Source organism: Brevundimonas albigilva (assembly GCF_023573565.1).
GTDB lineage: Bacteria > Pseudomonadota > Alphaproteobacteria > Caulobacterales > Caulobacteraceae > Brevundimonas > Brevundimonas albigilva.
The window spans coordinates 1,638,222-1,661,196 of the sequence record NZ_CP097649.1; the positions used below are offsets into that span (position 1 = coordinate 1,638,222).

22 protein-coding genes and 2 tRNA genes are annotated in these 22,975 nt (G+C 68.6%); 10 read left to right on the top strand and 14 right to left on the bottom strand.

What is annotated here, in order from left to right; translation table 11 throughout:
* Nucleotides 1–50 precede the first annotated feature (50 nt).
* A complete protein-coding gene (locus tag M8231_RS08200; RefSeq protein ID WP_250202565.1) occupies nucleotides 51–959 on the bottom strand; it encodes a cupin-like domain-containing protein in 909 nt (302 codons plus the stop codon).
* Between the two features lie 9 nt (nucleotides 960–968).
* Complete coding sequence (locus M8231_RS08205) at nucleotides 969–2,129, bottom strand: GNAT family N-acetyltransferase (RefSeq protein WP_249750385.1); 1,161 nt, start codon at nucleotides 2,127–2,129, stop codon at nucleotides 969–971.
* Between the two features lie 173 nt (nucleotides 2,130–2,302).
* Between M8231_RS08205 and M8231_RS08210 the strand changes: the two genes are divergently transcribed.
* Both M8231_RS08210 and M8231_RS08215 read left to right on the top strand, forming a co-directional pair.
* Entirely contained in the window at nucleotides 2,303–2,467 is a 165-nt protein-coding gene (locus M8231_RS08210) for a hypothetical protein (RefSeq protein WP_249750384.1), read from the top strand.
* Between the two features lie 40 nt (nucleotides 2,468–2,507).
* Nucleotides 2,508–3,566 carry a L,D-transpeptidase family protein gene (locus M8231_RS08215; RefSeq protein ID WP_249750383.1) on the top strand — a complete coding sequence of 353 codons (1,059 nt, stop codon included), beginning with the start codon at nucleotides 2,508–2,510 and terminating at the stop codon, nucleotides 3,564–3,566.
* Here M8231_RS08215 and M8231_RS08220 read toward each other — a convergent pair.
* The 4 genes from M8231_RS08220 to M8231_RS08235 form a co-directional block, all read right to left on the bottom strand.
* A complete protein-coding gene (locus M8231_RS08220; RefSeq protein ID WP_249750382.1) occupies nucleotides 3,563–5,158 on the bottom strand; it encodes a carboxylesterase/lipase family protein in 1,596 nt (531 codons plus the stop codon). The two genes, M8231_RS08215 and M8231_RS08220, sit on opposite strands and share 4 nt — an antisense overlap.
* A 245-nt stretch (nucleotides 5,159–5,403) precedes the next feature.
* Nucleotides 5,404–6,594: an elongation factor Tu gene (tuf, locus tag M8231_RS08225; RefSeq protein WP_201216432.1), complete on the bottom strand. Its 1,191-nt coding sequence runs from the start codon at nucleotides 6,592–6,594 to the stop codon at nucleotides 5,404–5,406.
* 61 nt (nucleotides 6,595–6,655) lie between these two features.
* Nucleotides 6,656–6,729: transfer RNA gene (locus M8231_RS08230), tRNA-Gly, on the bottom strand.
* Between the two features lie 80 nt (nucleotides 6,730–6,809).
* Nucleotides 6,810–6,893: transfer RNA gene (locus M8231_RS08235), tRNA-Tyr, on the bottom strand.
* Between the two features lie 150 nt (nucleotides 6,894–7,043).
* Between M8231_RS08235 and rlmB the strand changes: the two genes are divergently transcribed.
* From rlmB to M8231_RS08250, 3 genes are read left to right on the top strand one after another with little or no spacing between them, the layout of a single operon-like run.
* Complete coding sequence (gene rlmB, locus M8231_RS08240; protein ID WP_249750380.1) at nucleotides 7,044–7,928, top strand: 23S rRNA (guanosine(2251)-2'-O)-methyltransferase RlmB; 885 nt, start codon at nucleotides 7,044–7,046, stop codon at nucleotides 7,926–7,928.
* Between the two features lie 31 nt (nucleotides 7,929–7,959).
* Nucleotides 7,960–8,766 (top strand): YjbE family putative metal transport protein, encoded by an 807-nt coding sequence (locus M8231_RS08245; protein WP_249750379.1) that lies wholly within the window; start codon nucleotides 7,960–7,962, stop codon nucleotides 8,764–8,766.
* Nucleotides 8,763–9,098 (top strand): rhodanese-like domain-containing protein, encoded by a 336-nt coding sequence (locus M8231_RS08250; RefSeq protein WP_249750378.1) that lies wholly within the window; start codon nucleotides 8,763–8,765, stop codon nucleotides 9,096–9,098. The genes M8231_RS08245 and M8231_RS08250 overlap by 4 nt, the downstream gene beginning before the upstream one ends.
* On the opposite strand, the gene M8231_RS08255 is transcribed toward M8231_RS08250, so the two are convergent.
* Nucleotides 9,095–9,442 (bottom strand): carboxymuconolactone decarboxylase family protein, encoded by a 348-nt coding sequence (locus tag M8231_RS08255; RefSeq protein WP_249750377.1) that lies wholly within the window; start codon nucleotides 9,440–9,442, stop codon nucleotides 9,095–9,097. The genes M8231_RS08250 and M8231_RS08255 overlap by 4 nt on opposite strands.
* Nucleotides 9,443–9,486: 44 nt before the next feature.
* On the opposite strand from M8231_RS08255, the gene M8231_RS08260 reads away from it, so the two are divergent.
* Together M8231_RS08260 and M8231_RS08265 are read left to right on the top strand one after the other, a co-directional pair.
* On the top strand, nucleotides 9,487–9,813 hold the full coding sequence (locus M8231_RS08260) for an ArsR/SmtB family transcription factor (protein WP_250202566.1): 327 nt from the start codon (nucleotides 9,487–9,489) through the stop codon (nucleotides 9,811–9,813).
* Nucleotides 9,814–9,817: 4 nt separating this feature from the next.
* Nucleotides 9,818–10,351 (top strand): rhodanese-like domain-containing protein, encoded by a 534-nt coding sequence (locus M8231_RS08265; protein WP_249750375.1) that lies wholly within the window; start codon nucleotides 9,818–9,820, stop codon nucleotides 10,349–10,351.
* Between the two features lie 4 nt (nucleotides 10,352–10,355).
* On the opposite strand, the gene metG is transcribed toward M8231_RS08265, so the two are convergent.
* The 4 genes from metG to M8231_RS08285 form a co-directional block, all read right to left on the bottom strand.
* Entirely contained in the window at nucleotides 10,356–12,059 is a 1,704-nt protein-coding gene (gene metG, locus M8231_RS08270) for a methionine--tRNA ligase (RefSeq protein WP_249750374.1), read from the bottom strand.
* Between the two features lie 54 nt (nucleotides 12,060–12,113).
* A complete protein-coding gene (locus tag M8231_RS08275) occupies nucleotides 12,114–13,427 on the bottom strand; it encodes an MATE family efflux transporter (protein ID WP_250202567.1) in 1,314 nt (437 codons plus the stop codon).
* 96 nt (nucleotides 13,428–13,523) lie between these two features.
* Nucleotides 13,524–13,922: a DUF1489 family protein gene (locus M8231_RS08280; protein WP_250202568.1), complete on the bottom strand. Its 399-nt coding sequence runs from the start codon at nucleotides 13,920–13,922 to the stop codon at nucleotides 13,524–13,526.
* 9 nt (nucleotides 13,923–13,931) lie between these two features.
* On the bottom strand, nucleotides 13,932–15,896 hold the full coding sequence (locus tag M8231_RS08285; RefSeq protein WP_249750371.1) for an acetyl/propionyl/methylcrotonyl-CoA carboxylase subunit alpha: 1,965 nt from the start codon (nucleotides 15,894–15,896) through the stop codon (nucleotides 13,932–13,934).
* An 87-nt stretch (nucleotides 15,897–15,983) separates the two neighbouring features.
* Here M8231_RS08285 and M8231_RS08290 point away from each other — a divergent pair, with 87 nt between their 5' ends.
* Complete coding sequence (locus tag M8231_RS08290) at nucleotides 15,984–16,595, top strand: TIGR02466 family protein (RefSeq protein ID WP_249750370.1); 612 nt, start codon at nucleotides 15,984–15,986, stop codon at nucleotides 16,593–16,595.
* A gap of 15 nt (nucleotides 16,596–16,610) precedes the next feature.
* On the opposite strand, the gene M8231_RS08295 is transcribed toward M8231_RS08290, so the two are convergent.
* Entirely contained in the window at nucleotides 16,611–17,120 is a 510-nt protein-coding gene (locus M8231_RS08295; protein WP_249750369.1) for a hypothetical protein, read from the bottom strand.
* 180 nt (nucleotides 17,121–17,300) lie between these two features.
* On the opposite strand from M8231_RS08295, the gene ettA reads away from it, so the two are divergent.
* Nucleotides 17,301–18,968, top strand: coding sequence for an energy-dependent translational throttle protein EttA (gene ettA / locus M8231_RS08300; RefSeq protein WP_249750368.1), 1,668 nt, complete (start codon nucleotides 17,301–17,303; stop codon nucleotides 18,966–18,968).
* A gap of 9 nt (nucleotides 18,969–18,977) precedes the next feature.
* Here ettA and M8231_RS08305 read toward each other — a convergent pair whose 3' ends face one another.
* Nucleotides 18,978–19,409: an AprI/Inh family metalloprotease inhibitor gene (locus M8231_RS08305; protein ID WP_249750367.1), complete on the bottom strand. Its 432-nt coding sequence runs from the start codon at nucleotides 19,407–19,409 to the stop codon at nucleotides 18,978–18,980.
* Between the two features lie 91 nt (nucleotides 19,410–19,500).
* Here M8231_RS08305 and M8231_RS08315 point away from each other — a divergent pair, with 91 nt between their 5' ends.
* Nucleotides 19,501–22,659 carry a DUF4214 domain-containing protein gene (locus M8231_RS08315; RefSeq protein ID WP_284150808.1) on the top strand — a complete coding sequence of 1,053 codons (3,159 nt, stop codon included), beginning with the start codon at nucleotides 19,501–19,503 and terminating at the stop codon, nucleotides 22,657–22,659.
* A gap of 3 nt (nucleotides 22,660–22,662) precedes the next feature.
* Here M8231_RS08315 and M8231_RS08320 read toward each other — a convergent pair whose 3' ends face one another.
* Nucleotides 22,663–22,974 (bottom strand): hypothetical protein, encoded by a 312-nt coding sequence (locus M8231_RS08320; RefSeq protein ID WP_250202569.1) that lies wholly within the window; start codon nucleotides 22,972–22,974, stop codon nucleotides 22,663–22,665.
* Between the last annotated feature and the right edge of the window lies 1 nt (nucleotide 22,975).

Consider the following 22,975-nt stretch of genomic DNA (forward strand, 5'->3'; position numbering starts at 1 on the left):
GCCGGCCCTGTCATTTTAACTCGAGGTCATGAACTCGAATTAACGCGCGTCTATCGGCCCAGCGCCCCTGCGCCGTCCGCCGCGCCGACCTCCGGCTCGAAGTCGCGCTCGAAGTGCGCGATCCGGCTTTTCAGCGCCCCCGCCCGCTTCAGGGCCAGAGAGGCCGCCCACCGCGCGGCCAGTTCCGGCGTGGCCATGCCGTCGGTGAAACGCGGGGCGCCGCCCCGGCTGCGGATGACCGCATTGGTGAACAGCGCCCCGTTTCGGAACCGCGACGGCCAGGTCTGGAAATCCATCGACAGACTGACGCAGAAGCGGTCCAGGTTCTCGACGCGGTGCGGCGCATAGAGCGGCCAGGTCAGCGCCCGTCCCGGCTCCAGATCCATCACCTGGGCGTCGCGCTCGAACGCCAGATCGTAGGGAAGCTCCTCGGTCGTCTGGCGCGCGACCACCTGCTCCATGTTGCGCTCGGGCAGATGCGCCTCGTCGCCCGGATAGACGAACAGCCGCTTTCGCCCCCGCAGATGGAACAGAACCACCCCCGCCGCGTCAAAGTGATAAGGCACCCGCGCCTTGGGCGACGACAGGATCAGCTGACCCGCCGTCTTGACCGCCCGCATCCCGGGATAGGCGGCCTGGATGGCGGCGAACTCCTTCATCGCCGCCTTCCACAGTTCGGGCCATCCTGTCTCGACTTGGCGCAGGTTGACCCACAGCCGCCCCTGCTTGATAGCCTCCAGAAGCTCGGCGCCCGACAGCCGGCCGCGCGCGCCCGTCCGCAGCGACACCTGCCCCGCCTCGTCGTAGTCGTACAAGTTGATGTCGAACAGTTCGGGCGGATAGCGGTCAAGGGTCGCCGCCAGCGCCGCGTCCTCCGCAAAGCCCTGCTCGACCAGGGTGTGGGGATGCGTCGCGGCTTGCGTGATCGGGCCGGGATAGCGGGTGCGACGGTCGGTCATGATCGTTCCTCAGGCGTGAGCGACGCGGGCGGGCGCCTTGCGGCGCGCCGCGATCTTGACGGCGGCGGAACGGGCGGCGACGGCGGCCCCGCGCAGACGCCCGGCCGGCGTGGCCTCGCACGCCTCGATCGTCGCCCATCGCCGCCGCAACGACGCCCTGATGGCTTCGCCGCGAACCCCGGTCCGGTCCAGGGCCCCGACCAGGGCGTCGGTCGCGACCCGCCCCAGTCCCGGCCGCATCACCACGGCCTCGCGCACCGTCTGGGTCTGGTTGACGAAATACTTCTTGTAGTGCTCGCCCTCGAAACCGAAGTCGAAGGTTCGGAACCCTTCCGCTCCGGCCAGACGCATCGTGTCCATGCTCAACAGTATGCCCGGCGAGCAGCGCGCCAGGCTGGGCTCGTAGGCGGGGAACCAGAAATGGTAGTGCCGACCCGCGTGCAGCGAGAACTCGATCGCGGTCAGCTTGTCGCCGCCGTGCATGGTCGCCAGGGAGGCGCCGAAGTCGGGCCGCGCCTCGGCCATCAGCGCGTGCAGCAGATCGCGCGTCCAGCCGCAGGCGAAGATGTCGTGCAGGCCCGAGCGCCGATACTGCGCCGCCTTCAGGTCGATCAGATGATCCAGAAGCGCCGGATCGCGCAAACCGTGCGCCACGGTGATCGGCCCCAGTTCGGCCTCCAGGCTGCGCCGCGCCCGCTCCTTGTCCTTGAAGAACTTGCCGAAGGTCGTCCGCCTTTCGGCGTACCAGGCGTCGAAACCCTCTTCCGGAAGCGCCGCCTGGACCGTGGTGCGCGCCTCCCCCGTCTGCGCCGCGCCGATCCATCCCGGAACGTTCAGCCTGCGCGCCTTCAGCAGGCGCGCCACGTCCTCCAGGCCGATCTCCTCGCCGATCGGCGCGATCACGCCGTGATAGTCGTTCATGGGCGCGCCCAGGGGCTGCACCGAGCCGCCGCGCCGCTGATGCGGGAAGAACCCCGCCGTCTCCCTCCCGCGACGGAACACCGCCACCGCCGCGCCGGGACAGACCCGCGAGGCGATCTCCGCATAGTCCCAGCGAAAATAGGGGCTTCTCAGCGCCGGATTGCTTGTCGACCAGGCGCGCCACAGGGCGGTGTCGGCGGCGTCCAGCGCCTCCGCCTTCACGATCTCGACCTGCAGCGTTTCGGCCATGCTCTTTCCTTCTGCAGCCCGCGCCAGCAAGAGCCGTTCCGTTGTCGCATCCTGCCGACGGCTTGTTTCGGCACGGTTCATTGACATGGTGAACGCGTGTTGACGGGAGCCTGCGCCGATCCGGAGCGTTGCACGGGGGCGGACGCCGCTGCTCCGCTTTGCGAGACACGACCATGACCGACTCCCGCCCCGACGACCGCAAGGTGGAAAACGAGAACCAGCGCGCGCCCGCGCGCGAGGGCGAGCCGCCCCGGCCGGCGACCGAGCCCCGCGGATCGGAGGGCTCCAGCAACTCCGGCGAGACCCGCACCGACCCCGCCACCGGTCGCGAAAACTGATCCGTCCGCCAATTCCGCTGTCCACAGTTCAAGAGTCGCCATGATCTCCCGCCTTCCCCTCCTCGCCGCGGGCGCGGTCGTTTCCCTGTCCGCCGCGGGGCTGTCCGCCTGCAGCCCGTCGTCTCCGCCGCCCGCCGAACAGGCGATGCCCGGCGAGACCGGGCCCTTGTCGCGCGACGCCATCGAAAACACCGCCTATTCCCCGCCCGCCGTCCGGGGTCAGCCGCCGGCCGACCCAGCCGATGCGCCGGCCCAGCCGAACCCGGCCCTGATCCGCGCTCAGGTCCTTCTGGAGCGCGCGCGTTTTTCACCGGGGGCCATCGACGGCCTGGCCGGTTCCAACATGAGACAGGCGGTCGCCGCGTTCGAGAAGGCCAACGACCTGCCGGTGGACGGCGAACTGGACGCCGAGGTCATGGCCCGCCTTCGCGCGGGCGGCACGGGCGCCGTGACCACCACCTACGCGATCACGCAACAGGACGTCGCCGGGCCCTATCTGGGAACCGTGCCGACCGACCTGGCCCAGCAGGGCGAGGCCCCGCACATGGGCTACGCCAATGTGGTCGAGGCCCTGGCCGAGCGGTTCCATGTGACCGAGGCGCTCCTGCGCGCGATGAACCCCGGCGCGGACTTCACGCGCGTCGGGCAAAAGCTGCTGGTGCCGGCGGTGGACAACACCCCGCTTCCGGCCGATGTCGACCACATCGACGTCGACAAGGCCGAAGGCTCAGTCAGGGCGTTCGCCGCGGACGGGCGGCTGCTGGCCTACTACCCGGCCACGATCGGCAGCGGGGACAATCCGACCCCGACCGGCACGGTCAAGGTCAACGGCGTCGCCCGCAATCCGGACTACGTCTATGACCCGTCCAAGCTCAGCTACGGCGATCTGGACCACAAGGTGGTGGTCAAGCCGGGGCCCAACAATCCCGTCGGCGTGGTCTGGATCGACCTGAACAAGCCCAGCTACGGCATCCACGGCGCGCCCGATCCCGAGACGATCGGCAAGACCGCCTCGCATGGCTGCGTCCGCCTGACCAACTGGGACGCCTGGGAATTGGCCGACAAGGTCAAGCCCGGCGTGACGGTGCGCTTCCTCTAGGGCGCCGCGGCGCCGAAGGGCGTGCCGTCCCAGAACGCGCACTGGTGCCGTTGGAAGAAGGTGTCGTCCAGATGGTCGCCATCGGGGGCGAAAACCCGGATCGGTCCCGCGCCCTCCACGCGGGGCCAACCGGGGCCGAAGTCGGATTGGCCGAACTCGGCCCACAGGCGGCGCATCCGTTCGGACAAGGCCGCCTGTTCCGGCGTGAAGCGGCCGACGTCGGCGAAGATCCAGCTGGTCCCGAACACATAGGCCAGTTCGCTGGCGTGATAGGCGCCCAGATCCAGTCCCACCAGCCATTCGGGCAGGCGGAACGGCGCGTTCCGGTCCGCGAACTCATAGCCCCATACCGGAGCATGGCGCGCGATCAGCCGACGCAGGGCCTGCGACGGACAGGCGAACCGCTGGGCCGTGAAGTTGGCGGCGATGGCGTAGGCCGGCCCTTCCTCCCCGACGGGATACCGCTCCAGCACGCGCGGGCCGATGTCGCCGTACATCCAGACCGTCTCCTTTCGGTAGCGGTCCATGTCCTTGACCTCGTTGGCGAACAGCCGCCCCTCGTCCAGGTTCGTCCCGATGATGGCGGGCACGCGCGCGAACCGTCCCTCCGCGAAGGCGACGGCCGGGTTTTCAGGCACGACGGCGTCGCTGTGGACCGGCCCCCACGACCCCGGCCCGTTGATTCCGGCCCTCAGCGAAGCCGCCCGCGACAGCCGCCAGGCCGGCAAGGCCCTCAGGCAGGCCACGGCGGCCTCGCCCTTGCACCCCAGCCGCTCGGCGAAGGCGGGACCGCCTTGCGCCGCCGCCTCGGCGCTGACCAGCGACGACGGTTCCAGGCAGCCGCCGCTCTGCAGGATGACGCGCTGGAACAGTCCCCTCGCCTGGGGCGCCGTCATCAGATAGCAGGCCGACCACGCCCCGGCGCTCTCGGCGAACAGGGTGACATTGGCCGGGTCTCCCCCGAAGGCGGCGATGTTGTCGCGTGTCCAGCGTAGGGCGGCCAACTGATCCATCAGGCCGAAGTTTCCGCCGAAGCCTTCGCCGTCGGCCTGAAAGCCGGGATGCGCCAGCCAGCCGATCGCGCCCAGGCGATAGTTGACCGTGACCACCACCCGGTCCTGTTCGCGCGCCAGCCGGCTGGGATCGTAGTTGGCCCCGCCGCCCACGGTGAAGGCGCCGCCGGGAATGTAGAGCATGACCGGCCGGCCCTGCGAGCCGCCGGCAGGGGCGTAGATGTTCAGATAGAGACAGTCCTCGGAGCCGACCGCCACACCGCCGCCGCCGCCCAGGATGGCGCGCTTGCCGATGGCCTGGGTGCAGTCCGGGCCGATCCGCGTGGCGTCGCGCTCGCCGCGCCAGGGCTCGACCGGCTGCGGCGCCCGCCAGCGCAGGGTCCCCACCGGCGGCCGCGCGAAGGGCACGCCCAGGAACGCCCGCACCCCGTCGCCTTCGACGCCCCTCAGGTCGCCATCATGCGTCGTGGCGGTCACGGTCCGCGCATCGGCGGCGAAGCGCACGTGGTCCACGGCGCCTGGATGCACCGCGCAGGCGCCCAGCGCGAGGAGACAGGCCAGCAGAAGAATCAAACGCATGGGCGACCAGGATCGGGAGGAACCGTCACAATACCTGAGCCGCCCCTCGGTTTCCTTCCCCCGGACGCAGAAACAGCCCCCGGATCGCTCCGGGGGCCGCTCTTATGCGATTGTCTCGTCTGTCTCTCTCGGCCTCAAGCAGCGCGAAGCGCGTCAGGCCGAGAGGGGCGTTACTCGACGATCTTGGCCCCTGCGGGAGCATGGCTCCCGCAGCATCGCAAGGATGCGTGGCCTGGGATCGTCGATTACTCGACGATCTTGGCCACGACGCCGGCGCCGACGGTGCGACCGCCTTCACGGATGGCGAAGCGCAGGCCCTGGTCCATGGCGATCGGGGTGATCAGCTCGACGTTCAGCTCGGCGTTGTCGCCCGGCATGATCATCTCGACGCCTTCCTTCAGGTGCACGATGCCGGTCACGTCGGTCGTGCGGAAGTAGAACTGCGGGCGGTAGTTGGTGAAGAACGGCGTGTGGCGGCCGCCTTCTTCCTTGGTCAGGATGTAGGCCTCGGCCAGGAACTTGGTGTGCGGGGTGATCGAACCCGGCTTGCACAGGACCTGACCGCGCTCGACGTCCTCACGCTTGGTGCCGCGCAGCAGCACGCCGACGTTGTCGCCCGCCTCGCCCTGGTCCAGCAGCTTGCGGAACATTTCCACGCCCGTGCAGGTCGTCTTCTGGACCGGACGGATGCCGACGATCTCGACTTCCTCGCCGACCTTGATCACGCCCTTCTCGACGCGACCCGTCACCACGGTGCCGCGGCCCGAGATCGAGAACACGTCTTCCACCGGCATCAGGAACGGCTGGTCCACCGGACGGGCCGGCTGCGGGATGTAGGCGTCGACCGTCTCCATCAGCGCCAGCACGCGCTGCTCGCCGATCTCCGGGTTCACGCCGTCGGTCGCGGCCTTGGCCGAGCCCTTGGTGATCGGGATTTCGTCGCCCGGGAACTGGTAGCTGCTCAGCAGCTCGCGCACTTCCATCTCGACCAGCTCCAGCAGCTCTTCGTCGTCGACCAGGTCGACCTTGTTCATGAAGACCACCAGCGCCGGCACGCCGACCTGACGGGCCAGGAGGATGTGCTCGCGCGTCTGCGGCATCGGGCCGTCCGCGGCCGAAACCACCAGGATCGCGCCGTCCATCTGCGCCGCGCCCGTGATCATGTTCTTCACATAGTCGGCGTGGCCCGGGCAGTCGACGTGGGCGTAGTGACGGTTGGCCGTCTCATATTCCACGTGCGCCGTGTTGATCGTGATGCCGCGCGCCTTCTCTTCCGGCGCCGCGTCGATGTCGGCGTAGTTCATCGCCTTCGCACCGCCCGCCTTCGCCAGCGTCATCGTGATCGCCGCCGTCAGCGTCGTCTTGCCGTGGTCGACGTGACCGATCGTGCCGATGTTGCAGTGCGGCTTCGTGCGTTCGAACTTTTCCTTGGCCATGGCCAAAACTCCTCGAGGCCCTGGTCCGTCAGCGGAGGGGCGCGATGCTGATCAAAAAACCTGGAGCGGGTAGACGGGATCGAACCGACATCCTCAGCTTGGAAGGCTGCTGCACTACCATTGTGCTATACCCGCGCGGAGACTGCGGAAGTTCTTGGGGAACGCCGCAGCCGGTTCCTCTCCGTCGTCCTGATCCGTCGTGTTCGAAAGGCGCGTGGTGGGGGAAGTAGGACTCGAACCTACGAAGCTTACGCAGGGGATTTACAGTCCCCCCCCTTTGCCGCTCGGGACATTCCCCCAACGCGCTCTGTCGAACCGCCGGACCCCTCGTTCCGCCCATCAAGGGAAGCGGGACGAAACAAAAGCGTTCGGCTTGCCGCCTCCTCTGCGATAGAGGGGGCGCCCAGACCCGAAAGCCCCTGGGGCTCCAAATCGGAGGGCGTCTTATAGTGTCGTCGAAATCAGAACGCAACGACCGTAAAAGCGGTAAAAAACAGGCCTTCGCCGGCCGCCCCGGCGCGCCTCGAGACCGGGCAGAAAAGCCCGCCGGCAAAGGGTTTGCGGCCCGCGAAGAGGCGCCGCGTCCTGCGCGCGGCGCCGAGCGAGGCCGGGCCGACGCCGACAATTTCCTCTGGGGCCGGCACCCCGTCCTGGCCGCTCTGGCGAATCCCGCCCGGCGCGGGACCGGCCGGCTGCTGGCCACGCCCGAGCGCGCGGCCGAGATCGAGGCCGGCGATCTGGCCCACGGCCATCGCATCGAGACGATCGATCCCCAGGCCCTGACCCGCATGCTGCCGCCCGGGGCGGTGCACCAGGGCCTGGCCTTCAAGGTCCAGCCGCTGGAAGGCGTGGCGCTGGAGGACCTTGCCGAACCCGCGCAGGGCGTGATCGTCATGCTGGACCAGCTGACCGACCCCCAGAACGTGGGAGCCATCTTCCGCTCGGCCCTGGCCTTCGGCGCGCGCGGGATCGTGGTGCAGGACCGTCACGCCCCCGCCCTGGCCGGCGCCCTGGCCAAGGCCGCGGTCGGCGCCACCGAACGCCTGCCGCACGCCCGCGTGACCAATCTCAGCCGCGCGCTGGAACGGCTGGCGGACCTGGGCTGGCGCGCCGTCGGTCTGGACGGCGCGGGCGAGCAGACCCTGGAAGAGGCCCTGGACGCCCAGCCGACCGTCCTGGTCATGGGCTCGGAAGGCGACGGCATCCGCCGCCTGGTGGCCGAACACTGCGACGTGCTGGCCAAGATTCCCATGCCCGGCGGCTTCGAGAGCCTGAACGTCTCCAACGCCGCCGCCGTGGCGCTTTATGAGGCGGCGCGCGCGCAACGCGGCTGACAGATTGCCGCACCGGCGCTAGAGAGCGGGCATGGACGTCCTCTCCTCCCCCGAACTCGTCAGTCAACTCACCGCCCTGGGCCAGGTCCTGCTGATGGACCTGGTGCTGGCCGGCGACAACGCCGTGGCCGTGGGCCTGGCCGCCGCCGCCCTGCCCCAGGACCAGCGCAAGAAGGCGATCCTGGTCGGCCTGGCCGCCGCCGTGGTCATGCGGATCGGCTTCGCCCTGATCACGGTCCAGCTTCTGGCGCTGGTGGGTCTGTTGCTGGCCGGCGGCCTGCTGCTGCTCTGGGTGTGCTGGAAGATGTGGCGCGAACTGCGCGAGCAGGCGACGCACGATCAGGCCGAGGCGGAGGCCGAGCTGCAGCTGGCCCTGAGCATCGAGCACGGCACGGGCCCCTCGCCCGAGGAGCTCGGCGTCAAGCGCAAGTCGTTCGGCGCGGCGCTGGTCCAGATCATGATCGCCGACATCACCATGTCGCTGGACAATGTGCTGGCCGTCGCCGGCGCCGCGCACGAGCATCCGTGGATCATGGTCTTTGGCCTGATCCTGTCGATCGCCCTGATGGGGGTGGCCGCCACCTACATCGCCAAGCTGCTGCACCGCTTCCGCTGGATCGGCTACGTCGGCCTGGTGGTGGTCCTGTATGTGGCCCTGCACATGATCTGGGACGGCGCGCGCCAGGTGGTGGTCCGCACCGGAAACACCGAGCAGTTCAACGCCTCCGCCCCCGCCTTCCTGGAGATCGGCCCCGAAGAGGCCGCCCACCACCTGGGCCGACAAGGCGCCGGGGACGGTCACGCCCCCGCCCCGGCCGAACCGGACGCCGCCCGATGAGCGTGGCGACGGTCTCGGTCGAGGAGGCCGCCGCCTGGCTCCAGGCGGGCGAGGCCGTTCTGATCGACGTGCGCGAGCCGGACGAATACGCCGCCGCGCGCATCGAAGGCGCGATCCTGGCCCCGCTCAGCCAGATGCCGGCCGCCTGGGACGCGCTGGACCTGCCGGCCGACAAGAAGATCGTGGTTCAGTGCCTGAAGGGCGGACGCAGCCACCAGGTCTGCGCCTTCGTGGGCCCGACCGCCGCCGACGGCCAGCCGGTCTTCAACCTGACCGGCGGCATCCAGGCCTGGCACGCCGCCGGCCTGCCCGTGATCTTCGCCGAATCCTAGGCCGCCTCGGCGAACTGATCGAAGGCGCGCAGGGCGTCGGCCGCGTACATGAGGGCCGGCCCGCCGCCCATATAGACGCACATGGCCATGACCTCGGCGATCTCGTCGCGCGTCGCGCCCAAGTCCGTCAGCGCCCTGGCGTGAAAGCCGATGCAGCCGTCGCATCGCTGCGCGACGCCGATCGCCAGGGCGATCATCTCCTTCGTCTTCTTGTCGACCGCGCCGTCCGCCGTCGCGCCCTTCGCCAGGGCCGAGAACGCCTGCATGGGCTCCGGCTGGGCGCGGCGAAGTTCACCGATGTAGGTCGAGATGTCGCGTGTCAGCGCCGCATAGTCCCTGGCCACGGGAGCCTCCTTTTCAATTTATATTTTTATGATATGATCAAATCATGAAATGTAAAGACGCCCTCGTCATGGAGCTGACCGACGCCCTGCCGCCCCGCGCGGACGAGGCGGCGGCCTTCCTTAAAAGCCTGGCCAATCCCCACCGCCTGCTGATCCTGTGCGCCCTGGCTCAAGGCGAACGGAACGTCTCGACCCTGATCGAGGAGACCGGCGTGGCCCCCACGTCGATGTCCCAGCACCTGTCGAAGCTGAAGGACGAGGGCGTGGTCGACTTCCGTCGCGACCATCGCACCCTCACCTATTTCATCGCCCATCCGGCGGCGGTCGAGATCATGACCGTTCTCTACGCCCATTTCTGCGCAAAGGACTGACCACATGGTCGACACCGTCTCCCCCCGTCAGGCGATGGCCTTGCTGGTCTCTGGCCAGGCGGTGCTGATCGACGTGCGCGAGCCGAACGAGTTCGCCGCCAGCCACATTCCCTACGCCTTGTCGGCGCCCCTGGCCCGGACGGCGGCGATCCTGCGCGACATGGACCTGCCGGCGGACCGCGCGATCGTGTTTCAGTGCCAGAAGGGCGCGCGCGGCGGCCAGGCCTGCGCCGCCATAGGCGCCGTCGCGCCCGGCGGTCAGCCCGTGTTCAACCTGGATGGAGGGATCGAGGCTTGGCGCCGCGACGGCCTGCCGATCGTCGAGGCGGCGCCCGGCGGCCCGCCGGTCTCGATCTTCCGCCAGGTGCAGATCGTCGTCGGGACGCTGGTGACGCTAGGCGTTCTGGCCGGCTTCGCCATCCATCCCGCCGGCTTCGTCCTTGCCGGCCTGCTGGGCGCGGCGCTGGCGGCCGCGGGCGCGACCGGCTGGTGCGGCCTGGCGATGCTGTTGGGCCAGGCGCCCTGGAACAGACGCTAGGCCGTCAGCCTTCCGCGCCGCCGAAGCGGTTGGACCATTCCGCGACCTGCGCATCCTCGATCTTGGCGAACAGCACGCCCTGGGCCTGGACCACGCCGCCGACCGGCAGGGTGTTCAGCAGGTCCTCGGCTGCACCCGGCCACGACAGATCGGTCGATCCGACCGAGGCCGCGATCCTCGGCGCGGTGAACGGCAGGATCGGCGCGGCCAGGCGCGCGAACAGGGCGACCAGGTTCAGGCCGGTGCGGACGCCGACGGCGGCGCGGTCGCGGTCGGTCTTCAACGCCGTCCACGGCGCGGCTTCCTGCAGATATTCGTTGCCCAGCACCCAGGCGGCGCGCACGGCCTGGGCGGCCTTGCGGAACTCCATCGCCTCGAACTGCTCGGTCGCCTCGGCGACCGCGGCGCGGAGGTCGGCCTCCAGCTTGGCTTCGACCGGTCCCGGCTCGCCGCCCTCGGGCACGACGCCGTCGAACTTGGACTCGGCGAACTTCACGATGCGGTTGACGAAGTTGCCCAGCACGTCGGCCAGGTCCTTGTTGGTCGAAGCCTGGAAGTCCTCCCAGGTGAAGGCCGAATCCGCGTGTTCCGGGCCGTAAGCCGTCAGGCGCCAGCGCCAGTAGTCGGCCGGCAGCAGCTCCAGCGCCTGGTCCATGAAGACGCCGCGCTTCTGGCTGGTCGAGAACTTGCTGCCATACCAGTTCAGCCAGTTGAAGGCCTTCAGCTGGTCCACCGTCTTCCACGGTTCGCCCGAGCCGATGATGGTCGCCGGAAAGGAAACCGTGTGGAAGGCGACGTTGTCCTTGCCCATGAACTGGACGTAGCGGACGTCTTCCGCCCCCTCGTCCAGCCGCCACCAGTCGCGCCAGGTGCGGCCCGTCGCCTCGGCCCATTCCTCGGTCGCGGCGATATATTCGATGGGGGCGTCAAACCAGACGTAGAAGACCTTGTCCTCCATGCCCGGACGGGGGAAGCCGTCCTTGGTCACCGGCACGCCCCAGGCCAGGTCGCGGGTGATGCCGCGGTCGATCAGCCCCTCGTCCAGGTGCTTGTAGGCGATGGACTTGGCCAGTTGCTGCCAGCCGGTCTTGCCGTCCACCCAGGCGCGGATTTCCGGTTCGATCTTGGTCTGCAGCAGATAGAGGTGGCGGGTGTCGCGCACCTCCAGGTTCTTCGAGCCGGACACCGCCGAATACGGGTCGATCAGGTCGGTGGGATCCAGCAGCCGGCCGCAGTTGTCGCACTGGTCGCCGCGCGCCTTGGGATAGGCGCAGTGGGGGCAGGTCCCCTCGACATAGCGGTCGGGCAGGAAGCGGGCGTCGTCGATCGAATAGATCATCCGGTCGACCCGCTCCTCGATCAGGCCGTTGTTCTCCAGCGCCTCGGCGAAGTGCTGGGTCAGGCGATGGTTCTGCGGGTTGGAGGAACGGCCGAACCAGTCGTAGCTTAGGCCGAACGCCTCGCCCGCCTGCTTCTGGATCAGGTGCTGCTCGTCGCAATAGGTCCGCACGTCCTGACCGGCGGCGGCGGCGGCCAGTTCGGCCGGGGTGCCGTGCTCGTCGGTGGCGCAGATGTAGAGGACCTCATGCCCCTGCGCCCGCTTGAACCGCGCCCAGACGTCGGCCGGCAGCATCGAACCCGCCAGATTCCCCAGGTGCTTGATGCCGTTGATGTAGGGCAGCGCCGAGGTGATGAGGATGCGGGCCATGATCGTCCAGGAGTTCGGGGAAGCGCAGGGATATAGAGCGGCGCGGCGCTTTCCTCAAACGCCTTGCGGCAAGCGCCGTGCGATGCGGACGAACCGGCCGGCCAGCAGGGTCGAAGACGTCAGGCTGGCCACGATGATGGCCCAGACCAGACCGTTGACGCCCATCTGGCGGGCCAGCACCCAACCCAGCGGCATCATGACGGCGCCATAGGCGGTGAAGTGCATGATCGTCGGCCACCAGACGTCGCCCGCCGCGCGATTGGCCTGGGCCGCCACCACCTGCACGCCGTCCGCAACGAAGAACAGCGTCGCCAGGACCAGGGCCGGCGCGGCGATCGCCAGCAGCGCCGCGTCCCGATTATAGGCCCCCACGATCAGGTGCGCGCTGGGCCAGACGACCAGGGCCACCACGAAGGTCAGCGCCGTCACCACGCCCAGTCCCGCCAGCCCGGCCCTCAGCACGCCCCGCCCGTCGCCCGCGCCATAGCTCCGCCCCACCAGCACCGCCGTCGCCGACGAGAGGCCCATGGGGATCATGAAGACGATGGCCGACACGTTCAGCACCACCGCCCAGGCCGCCGTCTCGGCCGCGCCGATCTGGCCGGCGAAGAAGGTGAAGCCCGAGAAGGCGCCGACCTCGATGAAATAGGACGCCCCGGCCCCCAGGCCGACCTTGACCTGGTCCCGCGCGCCCTGCGGGTCGCGCTCGGGCTTGTCGAACACGCCCAGGGCCCGCGCCTCGGGCAGGCGCAGGATGTAGACGACCAGAAAGATCGCCAGGGCCGCGCGCGCCCCGAACGTCGCCCAGGCCGAGGCGAAGGCGCCGTCGAAGCCGACGCCGAGCAGGTCGGGCACCAGCACCAGGTTCAGCGCCAGGTTCACGCCATTGGCCACCCACATGGCCGCCATGCCGGGCTTGGGCCGCCCCAGCGCCTCCAGGAAGAACTGCCCGGCGACCGAGATCAGATAGAAAGGCATCGACAGGGCGAAGACGACCAGCGCCGGTCCGGCCCCTTGCGCCAGCCCGTCCTCAAGCCCGATCCGACCCAGCCCCCACGGCCCGACCGCGATCAGGGCGATCATCGACACCACGCCGATCTGCACGGCATAGACCATGCCCCGACGCAGCACCGCGCCGACCGCGTGACGGCGCCCCTCGCCCAGCATCCGCGCGGTCATCACCTGCACGCCCAGCATCAGCCCGACCGCCGTCGTCACCACGATCGACGTCGGCGCCCACGCCAGGGAATGATAGGCCAGTTCCCGGCTGGAGTAGTTGCCCACCACGATGGCGTCGGTCAGCCCCATGGTCATGATGCCCAGACGCGCCAGGATCACCGGCCAGGCCAGGGCCAGCAGGTCGCGCAACGCGGTTCGGGATGTAGGGCTCAGGAACGACATCGGACGCGGCACAGGCCACGCGTCCACGCCGGGGTCAACTCCCAAAATCTTTGTGGATCTGGGCTACCAGGCCCCGAGTTCACGCAGCTGTTTCACCAGCTCTTCGGGCGCCTCGCCGGCCTCCAGCGTATCCAGGTCCGCCGGCGCGTCCTTGGCCTCGAAATAGCGCCAGCCCTGGAACGGCCGCCGCCCCATCGGCGCGGTGCGAATGACCTTGGGCTCCAGGGTGATCTCGCACCGGCTGGCCTTGCCCTCGCCCAGGGTCGAGATGTCCAGCACCGGCTGGCGGCAGACGATCGTCCCCTTCACCGCCCAGAACAGCGAACCGCCGTCCTCGACCTCGGCCGCGCGCTTGGGGGTCATGCGCGTATGGACCACCAGCGGCCCGCCCTTGGCGGCGCGCCGCTCCAGCCATTCGACGTCCGGCACGCCGACGCCCAGCTTGATGATGTGAAGGGGCATGGCCGCGATCTAGGCGTCCGCCTTCACCACCGCCAGCACGGCGGCCTCGCTCACCTGCTCGCCGACGACGGCGACGCTCTCGACCACCCCGTCGAACGGCGCGGTCAGGGCGTGCTCCATCTTCATGGCCTCCAGCACGACGACCGTCTGGCCCTTGGCCACCGGGTCGCCCGCCTTGATCGGCGCGGCCACGATCTTGCCCGGCATGGGCGCCCGGAGGGAACCGTCAGAAACGGCCCCGGCGCCGCCGCCGACGGCCGCGCGATAGGGCGTGACCCGTTGCGCCTCGCCGTCGACGAACAGGACGAAGCCGTCCTCGACCGCCTGATAGCCGAACAGCCGCTCGCCCGCCTGCACCTGGTCGAAGCCCACGTGCGCCACGGCGCCGCCCTGCGCTCGCCAGCCGGTCTCGACCGGCGTCACCGGCGCTGAGACGCCGCGCCCGTCCAACTGCGCCCACACCGTTGCGGCCGGCGGCGCGTTCAGCCGCACGCCATACGACAGACCGGGTCGCCCGCCCCAGGGGCTGAACCGGTCGGCCCCGCTCTCCACCCGATCCGCCGCCGCCTCGGCAACCAGCGTCAGCGCCGCCAGCGTCGCCTCGTCCGACTCCGCCGGCTGCAGCGCCGCCTCCTCCGCCGCGATGAACCCGGTATCCACGTCCCCGGCTGTGAAGCGCGGGTGTTCGAGGCAGCGTTTCAGGAAGCCGGCGTTGGTGCGGACAGGCCAGACTTCCACCTCGCCCGCCGCCTCGGCCAGTTTCGCCGCCGCCGCCTCGCGCGTGTCCGCGTGGACGATCAGCTTGGCGATCATCGGATCGTAGAACTGGCTGACCTCGCCGCCCTGCTCCACGCCGGTGTCGACACGGATGTCGTCGGGCAGAACGAAGTGCTCCAGCCGGCCGATGCTCGGCAAAAAGCCGTTGGCCGGGTCCTCGGCATACAGCCGCGCCTCCATGGCCCAGCCGTTCAGCTTGATCTCGTCCTGCTTCAGCGGGATCGGCTCGCCCGCCGCCACGCGGAACTGCCATTCGACCAGATCGACGCCGGTGACGCTCTCGGTCACGGGGTGTTCGACCTGCAGCCGGGTGTTCATCTCCATGAACCAGACGCCGTCCGCCTTCAGCCCGTCCGAGGCGTCGGCGATGAACTCGATGGTGCCGGCCCCGACATAGTCGACCGCCTTGGCCGCCTTGATCGCCGCCCCGGTCACCGCCGCCCGCACGGCCTCGCTCATGCCCGGCGCCGGCGCCTCCTCGATCACCTTCTGGTGGCGGCGTTGCAGGGAACAGTCTCGCTCGTACAGGTGCACCACGTTGCCGTGCCGGTCGCCGAAGACCTGGACCTCGATGTGGCGGGGCCGGGTGATGTAGCGTTCGATCAGCACCCGGTCGTCGCCGAACGCCGCCGCCCCCTCGCGCTTGGCGCTGGCCAGGCCGGCGGCGAAATCGGCCGGATCGTCGACCCGCTTCATCCCCTTGCCGCCCCCGCCCGCGACCGCCTTGATCAGCACCGGGTAGCCGATCCGCGCCGCCTCGGCTGTCAGCGTCTCCTCCGACTGGTCCGCGCCCTGATAGCCCGGCGTCACCGGCACCCCGGCCTCGATCATCAACTGCTTGGCCGCGTCCTTCAGCCCCATGGCTCGGATCGACTTCGGGTCCGGCCCGATCCAGACCAGACCGGCCGCCGTCACCGCCTCGGCGAAGTCGGCGTTCTCGCTCAGGAAGCCATAGCCGGGGTGGATCGCCTCCGCCCCCACAGCCTTGGCCGCCGCCAACACCTTGGCCCCGTCCAGATAGCTTTCGCGCGCCGGCGCCGGCCCGATCAGCACCGCCTCGTCGGCTTCGCGCACGTGCAGGGCGTCCGCGTCGGCCTCGGAATAGACGGCGACGGTGCGAATCCCCATCCGCTTGGCGGTGCGGAAGACACGGCAGGCGATTTCGCCGCGATTGGCGACCAGGACAGACTTGAACATGGAAGGTTCTTAGCCGGATCGTGCGCCGGAGGCGAGCGGCCCTGCACGGACCTTCTCAACCGCCGCCCAGGAGTCTAAGCCGGTCCCATGTCCCTGCGCCCCCTCTTCGTCACCCAGGTCTATGAAGCCTCCCTCGCCGACGGCCGGGGCTGGGCCGACTTCAACGCCCAACTGGTCGACGTCTGCCGCATGATGGCCCAGGAGGACGAGGCCGGCCGCCGCTGGTGCCGGGCCAACGCCTATCGCGGCTACACCTCCTACGGCTCACTGAACGACCTGCCCCAGCGCTTCCCTGAGTTCGCCGAACTGAAGCGCCACCTGGACCGCCACGCCGTCGCCTACGCCAAGGCGCTGAAGTTCGACCTGGCTCGAAAGCCGCGCCTCGACAATCTGTGGGTCAACATCCTGAAGCCCGGCGGCGGCCACACCGGCCATCTCCACCCGCACGCCTTCCTGTCCGGCACCGTCTATGTCGACATCCCCGACGGCGCCTCCTCGCTGAAGCTGGAGGACCCGCGCCTGCCCTTCATGATGGCCCGCCCGTCCGTGACCGACGACGCACCCGAGGCTGAGCGCCCCTTTGTCTATCTGCGCCCCCAGGCGGGCACGGTGCTGATGTGGGAAAGCTGGCTGCGCCACGAGGTGCCGACCAATCAGGCCAAGTCCGACCGCATCTCGATCAGCTTCAACTACGCCTGAACGCGCGGGCGCCCGTCAGTCCACAGGCCGCGCCTCCGAGACCGGTGCGAAATCGAACCGCCCCGTTCGCGCGTCCCACGCCAGCGGACGGCGGCACCCCTCGTATTCGGCCCGCGCCAGTCCTGCAGTCTTCTGGCCGCACATCTCCCCGCCGACCATCAACCACAGGCGTCCGCCGTCGATCACGGCCCCAAACGCGCCATGGGTGAAAGGCTCCGAGGCGCCGCCGTCCCGCCGCCCAGCCCAGACGCTGACCTGGGAGCCGCCCGACCCGCCGAACAGGCTGGCCGCGCCCTCGCAGACATAGGCGCCCTCGTCCAGAACCCAGTCCGCGACGCCGTCGCCGTTCAGGTCCGCCGCGCGAAGCAGGCCGCTCTTGTCTCCGGGCGTGCCGAATTCCCGGCACATCGTGTCCATCGCCTGCACCGCCGCCAGCACGGGCGCCGGCGGTCGCCCCTGGGCCTGCGCGACGCCCGCCGCCATCAAGGCGACAACCAGCGCCGCCGCGCGCGTCCGATAGCGCATCACGCGTCCCTGCTCCTCCGCGAATGATCGAACACCGGTCCGCGAAAGACCAATAACATCGCCGCGACCGGCGGCCGAAGGGACGGCCGGCTCCTCGCCTCATTTGCCCTCGGCCCTCAGGATCGCTACATCCGCGCGAACCTCCCCATCCGACGAACCCCAAGGGCGAAACCGCACCTCATGGCGCAGCAATATATTTTCCAGATGCAGGGTCTGACCAAGACCTTTCCCGGCGGCAAGAAGATCTTCGAGAACATCTGGCTGAGCTTCTACAACGACGCCAAGATCGGCGTGGTCGGCGTCAACGGCTCGGGCAAGTCCACCCTGCTCAAGATCATGGCCGGCCTGGACACCGAATTCTCCGGCGAGGCCCGCGCGGCCGACGGCGTCAAGCGCGGCTATCTGGAGCAGGAGCCCCAGCTGGATCCCGCCCTGAACGTCCGCCAGAACGTCGAGGCCTGGTGCGAGGAGAAGCAATGGGTCAATCGCTTCAACGAAGTCGCCGCCGAACTGGGCGAAAACTACACCGACGAACTGATGGAGGAGATGACTTCTCTTCAGGAAAAGATCGACGCCGGCGACGTCTGGGACATCGACAGCCGCATCGACCAGGCGATGGGCGCCCTGCGCTGCCCGCCCGACGACTGGGACGTCACCAACCTGTCCGGCGGTGAAAAGCGCCGCGTGGCTCTGGCCCGCCTGCTGCTGTCCAAGCCCGACATGCTGCTGATGGACGAACCGACCAACCACCTGGACGCCGAATCCGTCGCCTGGCTGCAGCATCATCTGGAGAACTTCCCCGGCTGCGTCATCCTGGTGACCCACGACCGCTACTTCCTGGATCAGGTGACCAAGTGGACCCTGGAGCTGGACCGCGGCCGCGGCCATCCGCACGAAGGCAACTATTCTTCCTGGCTGGAAGCCAAGCAGAAGCGCGTCGTCCAGGAGCAGTCGGAATCCGAAGCCCGCCAGCGCGCCCTCACCCGCGAACTGGAGTGGGTGCGCTCGGGTGCCAAGGCCCGTCAGGCCAAGTCCAAGGCGCGTCTGGCCGCCTATGAGCGGATGGTCGAGGAGCAGGAAAACAGCCGTCAGGCCCAGTCCTTCGCCGTCATCCAGATCCCGCCCGGCCCGCGCCTGGGCAATGTCGTGCTGGAAGTCGAGGGCCTGCAGAAGTCGTATGGCGACAAGACCCTGTTCGACAACCTGACCTTCAAGCTGCCGCCCAACGGCATCGTGGGCGTCATCGGCCCGAACGGCGCCGGCAAGTCGACCATGTTCAAGCTGATCACCGGCCAGGAAAAGCCCGACGGCGGCACGATCAAGGTCGGCGAGACGGTCAAGCTGGCCTATGTCGACCAGTCGCGCGACGACCTGAAGCCGGACGAGAGCATCTGGCAGGCCATCTCGGGCGGCACCGACATCATGATGGTCGGCAAGCGCGAGATTAACTCCCGCGCCTATGTCGGCAGCTTCAACTTCAAGGGCGGCGACCAGCAGAAGAAGGTCGGCCAGCTGTCCGGCGGCGAGCGCAACCGCGTCCACCTGGCCAAGACCCTGGCCTCGGGGGGCAACCTGATCCTGCTCGACGAACCGACCAACGACCTGGACATCGAGACGCTTCAGAACCTCGAAGAGGCGCTGGAGGAGTTCGCCGGCTGCGCCGTGGTCATCTCCCACGACCGCTGGTTCCTGGACCGTCTGGCCACCCACATCCTGGCCTTCGAGGGCGACGGCCACGTCGAATGGTTCGAGGGCAACTTCGAAGCCTACGAACAGGACAAGATGCGCCGCCTGGGCGCCGACAGCATCATCCCCAAGCGCATCCAGCACCAGAAGTTCGGCCGCTGATCCGACCGCTCAGGCCCGGACGAGCCGCAACCGCTCCCCGTCCGGGCCCCGGCCTTCGTAAGCCGTTCCGTTTCGATTCAAGAACACCACCAGGGAGCCATCGTCCCTGAGCAGGGCGATGCCGTCCGGACTGGGGCGCCAAGCCCTCACCTCGCCCAAACCCATCGGCGTCAGGCGCCGCGTGGCCGCTGTCAGGTCATGAGCGGGCGCCTGGGCCCCCTCGAACCGCATCACGCTCGCATCCAGCACAAGGTCGCAATCCAGGCCGCCTTGCCCCTCAATTCGCCAGTCGCCCGCCAGTTCCGTGGCGTCTGGCAATCGCGGCATGCTTGTCCGACCCATGACGGCCTGCTCCCTGTCCATCCTTGCTGACGACGACATTTCTCCGCCTAGAAGGAGAAACGTGGCTGCAACAATCGACCAAAACAAGTCCAGCACCATCCGAGCCATCGCAGTCTTGGGTTGCCAAACGGGCGCCCGCGTGCGTGTTTGGTGTCAATCCAGATACAGTCAGAGTCGTGGAACATAAGTCATGTGGTCTGAACGGTCCTTCCCAGGCGAAGTTTCCCGCACGGTCGATGAAAGCGCGACGTCCGACACCGACGGCGTCCGCTGCGCCTGCCCACTGTGCCTGGGCCTGACCATTGAAAACCCCACGACCGGAGGTCCCTACGACGCGAACGCCGGTGATCGCGGCGGCTATGTGACCCCGGGCGGCCTGCCGTCCTATACGATCGAGGGCGCGGCCTTCGAGATCGCCCGCGCGGGCGTGACGTGGGGGCCCGGCGCGGTCGTAACCTTCTCTTTTCGCGATACGGCGCCGGCGACCATGCCGGACGACACCACGGGCTTCACCCGTTTCACCGAGGTGCAGATTCAGCAGACTCTGTTGGCGCTCCAGTCCTGGGCCGATGTTGCGAACATAACTTTCGTTCGGGTCGGTGCGGGCTACTCCAATGACGCGACCATGGTGTTCGGCAACTATTCCAGCGGATCGGACGGCGCCGCCGCATTCGCCAATTTCCCGGGCAGCACGTCGGCGGATTCCGTGTCCGGGGACGCTTGGTTCAACAGCAGCCTGAGCTACAATGCCAACCCCGCCTATCTGAACTACGGCCGTCACACCCTGACGCATGAAATCGGCCATGCAATCGGCCTTCACCATCCTGGCAACTACAATGCAGGAGACGGTGATCCCACCTATGCAGATTCCACCTATGCGGAGGACACTCGACAGTATTCGATCATGAGCTACTGGTCGGAAACCAACACCGGCGCCAATTTTGGCGGCTACTACGCCGCGGCGCCGCTGCTGGACGACATCGCGGCGATTCAACTGCTGTATGGCGCCAACATGTCAACCCGAACCGGCGATACGACCTACGGCTTCAACTCGAACGCTGGTCGCGATTTCCTGACGGCGACAAGCGCGACGTCGCCACTGATTTTCGCCGTATGGGACGCCGGCGGCTACGATACGCTGGACTTCTCGGGCTACAGTCAAAGTCAGGTTATCGACCTTCGTCAGGGGCATTTCTCGAACGTCGGCGGCCTGCGCGGCAATGTCGCTATCGCCCAAGGCGCAGTGATCGAAAGGGCGATCGGCGGTTCCGGATCTGATACGATGTATGCTCAGGCCTACATTGCGCCGATCGCGATCGCCGACCTGTCGAAAGCTCAGGCTCAGAATATCGGATCGCGGGAAACAGCGCTTTCGCTCGATGGCTCCTTTGATCGCGAATTCGATCAGGAGATTATCTCTTCGACCGCCGTTCCTCATACGACTGTAAACGCCACCGCGACCGGAAACGGGTACGAATATTATTGTTTCACCGGCACGGCCGGCGAGACGGTGACGATCGACATCGATCGCGCCTCCCCCGGAATGGATCCCGTCATTCGCCTAATCGGCGCGAATGACGCAATCCTCGCTTCCAACGACGACGGCGCCCGCGACGTGGGCAGCAGCGCGGCGCAGGACTCGTCGCTGACCTTCACCCTGCCCGCCAGCGGCGTCTTCTATATCGCGGTCGGCCAATGGACGACGCAATCTGACTACGCGCCCCTGACGGCGGGCCGAACCTACACGATCAATGTGTCGCTGACGGGAGTCAGCACGCCGGGCGGCGCCGTCATTGGGTCCACTCTGGACGGCGGCGCGGGGGATGACATCCTTTACGGAAACGTCGGCGACGACATCCTGATAGGCGGGGCCGGTTTCGATCGTTTGGACGGTGGCGCGGGTACCGACATTGCAGACTATCGCACCGCCTCGACTGCGGTCACGGTCAACCTAGCGACGGGTCAGGCCAACTCGGTCGCGCACGGGATCGACACTCTCGTCTCGATCGAGGGCGCCTACGGCACAGCCTTCAACGACACCTTCATTGGCGATGCGTCGGCCAACATCTTCGCCGCGGGCGCGGGAAATGACACCCTGACCGGCGCGGGCGGCAATGACCTTCTGGACGGCGGCGCGGGCGTGGACACGGCGCTCTACGCCTCGGCGCGGCGGATGTATGTGGCCGACAGCACCTCGATCTCTGGGGCCGGCGAAGGGACCGATGCGCTGGTCTCGATCGAGAACCTGCGCTTCGTCGACGGGACCCTGACGTTCGACGCGGCCAGCCAGGCGGCCCAGGTGATGCGGATGTACGACGCCGCCCTGGCCCGCCAGTCCGACCAGGGCGGCTTCGAGAACTGGCTCGACCGGCTGGAAGGCGGGCTGACCCTGACCCAGATGGCGCAGGCCTTCCTGGATTCCGCCGAGTTCCAGTCTAACTTCGGCGGCCTGTCCAACCAGGATTATGTCGCCCAGCTGTATCGCACCACCCTGCGGCGCGAGCCCGACGCCGGCGGCCTGGCCAACTGGACCGCTCGCCTCGACAACGGCTCGCTGAACCGCACCGACATGCTGGTCGCCTTCTCCGAGAGCGCCGAGCACGTCAACAACACCGCCTCGGTGCTGAACCGCGGCCTGTGGGTCGCCGACGACCAGGCCAAGATCATCGCCCGTCTCTATGACGCCACCTTCGACCGCCTGGCTGACGTCGGCGGCCTGGCCGTCTGGACCCAGAACCTCAAGGACGGCACGGCCCTGATCGACATCGCCGCCGCCTTCGCCTCGGCCGCCGAGTTCCAGCAGAAGTACGGAAACCTGTCGAACGCCGACTTCGTGGCCCAGATGTACCGCTTCACCCTGAACCGCGAACCCGACGCCGGCGGCCTGGCCCACTGGACCAGCCAGTTGGACAGCGGCGCATCGAACCGCGCCCAGATGCTGCTCAACTTCTCCGAAAGCGCCGAGCACGTGGGGCTGACCGCCGGCCTGTGGCTGGGTGGGATTCAGGTCGCTGGCGGGAACAACGGCGCCCTGGCCGCCGCCGAGCCGGGCAAGGCGATCCTGGCCCCCGAAGACTTCCGCGATCCCATCGTGATCGGTTCGGACAGCCTCGACGACGACGCCTTCGTCCTGGCCGCCGACCTCGACCTGACCGGCCAGGTCATGCCGACGTTCGACGCCCACAAGGCGCCGGCCCCGGACATCGCCGCCGTCGACACCCTGCCGCCTGCCTGGTTCGACGCCCTGCACGCCGCCGACGCCGGGCCCGACCTGGCCGACCTCCACCGCATCCCCGCCAACGACATCGACCACATCCGCCAAACCCAGGACCACGCCTGGATCGTCTAGGAATCAGCCGGCCATGAGGATCGGCGCGGTCTGCCAGACCACGCCGATCAGGCCGGCCAGGGCGCCGGTCAGCCCGACGCCGATCGTGAACGGCGCCAGGCCCTCGTCGTCCGTGACGCGGGCGCGCCGCGCCAGGAGCCAAAGCACGGCGCCCTCCGCGACCAGGCAGGCGCCGCTGAAGACCAGCGCCGCCCCGCGCCAAGCCGGCGCATCCGCCGTGGCCGCCACATCGCCCAGGCTGGAAATCAGATAGACGCCCAGGAAATGGGCCGCCCAGACCAGCAGCCCGCCGGTCATCATCAGCCAGCTGCGCATC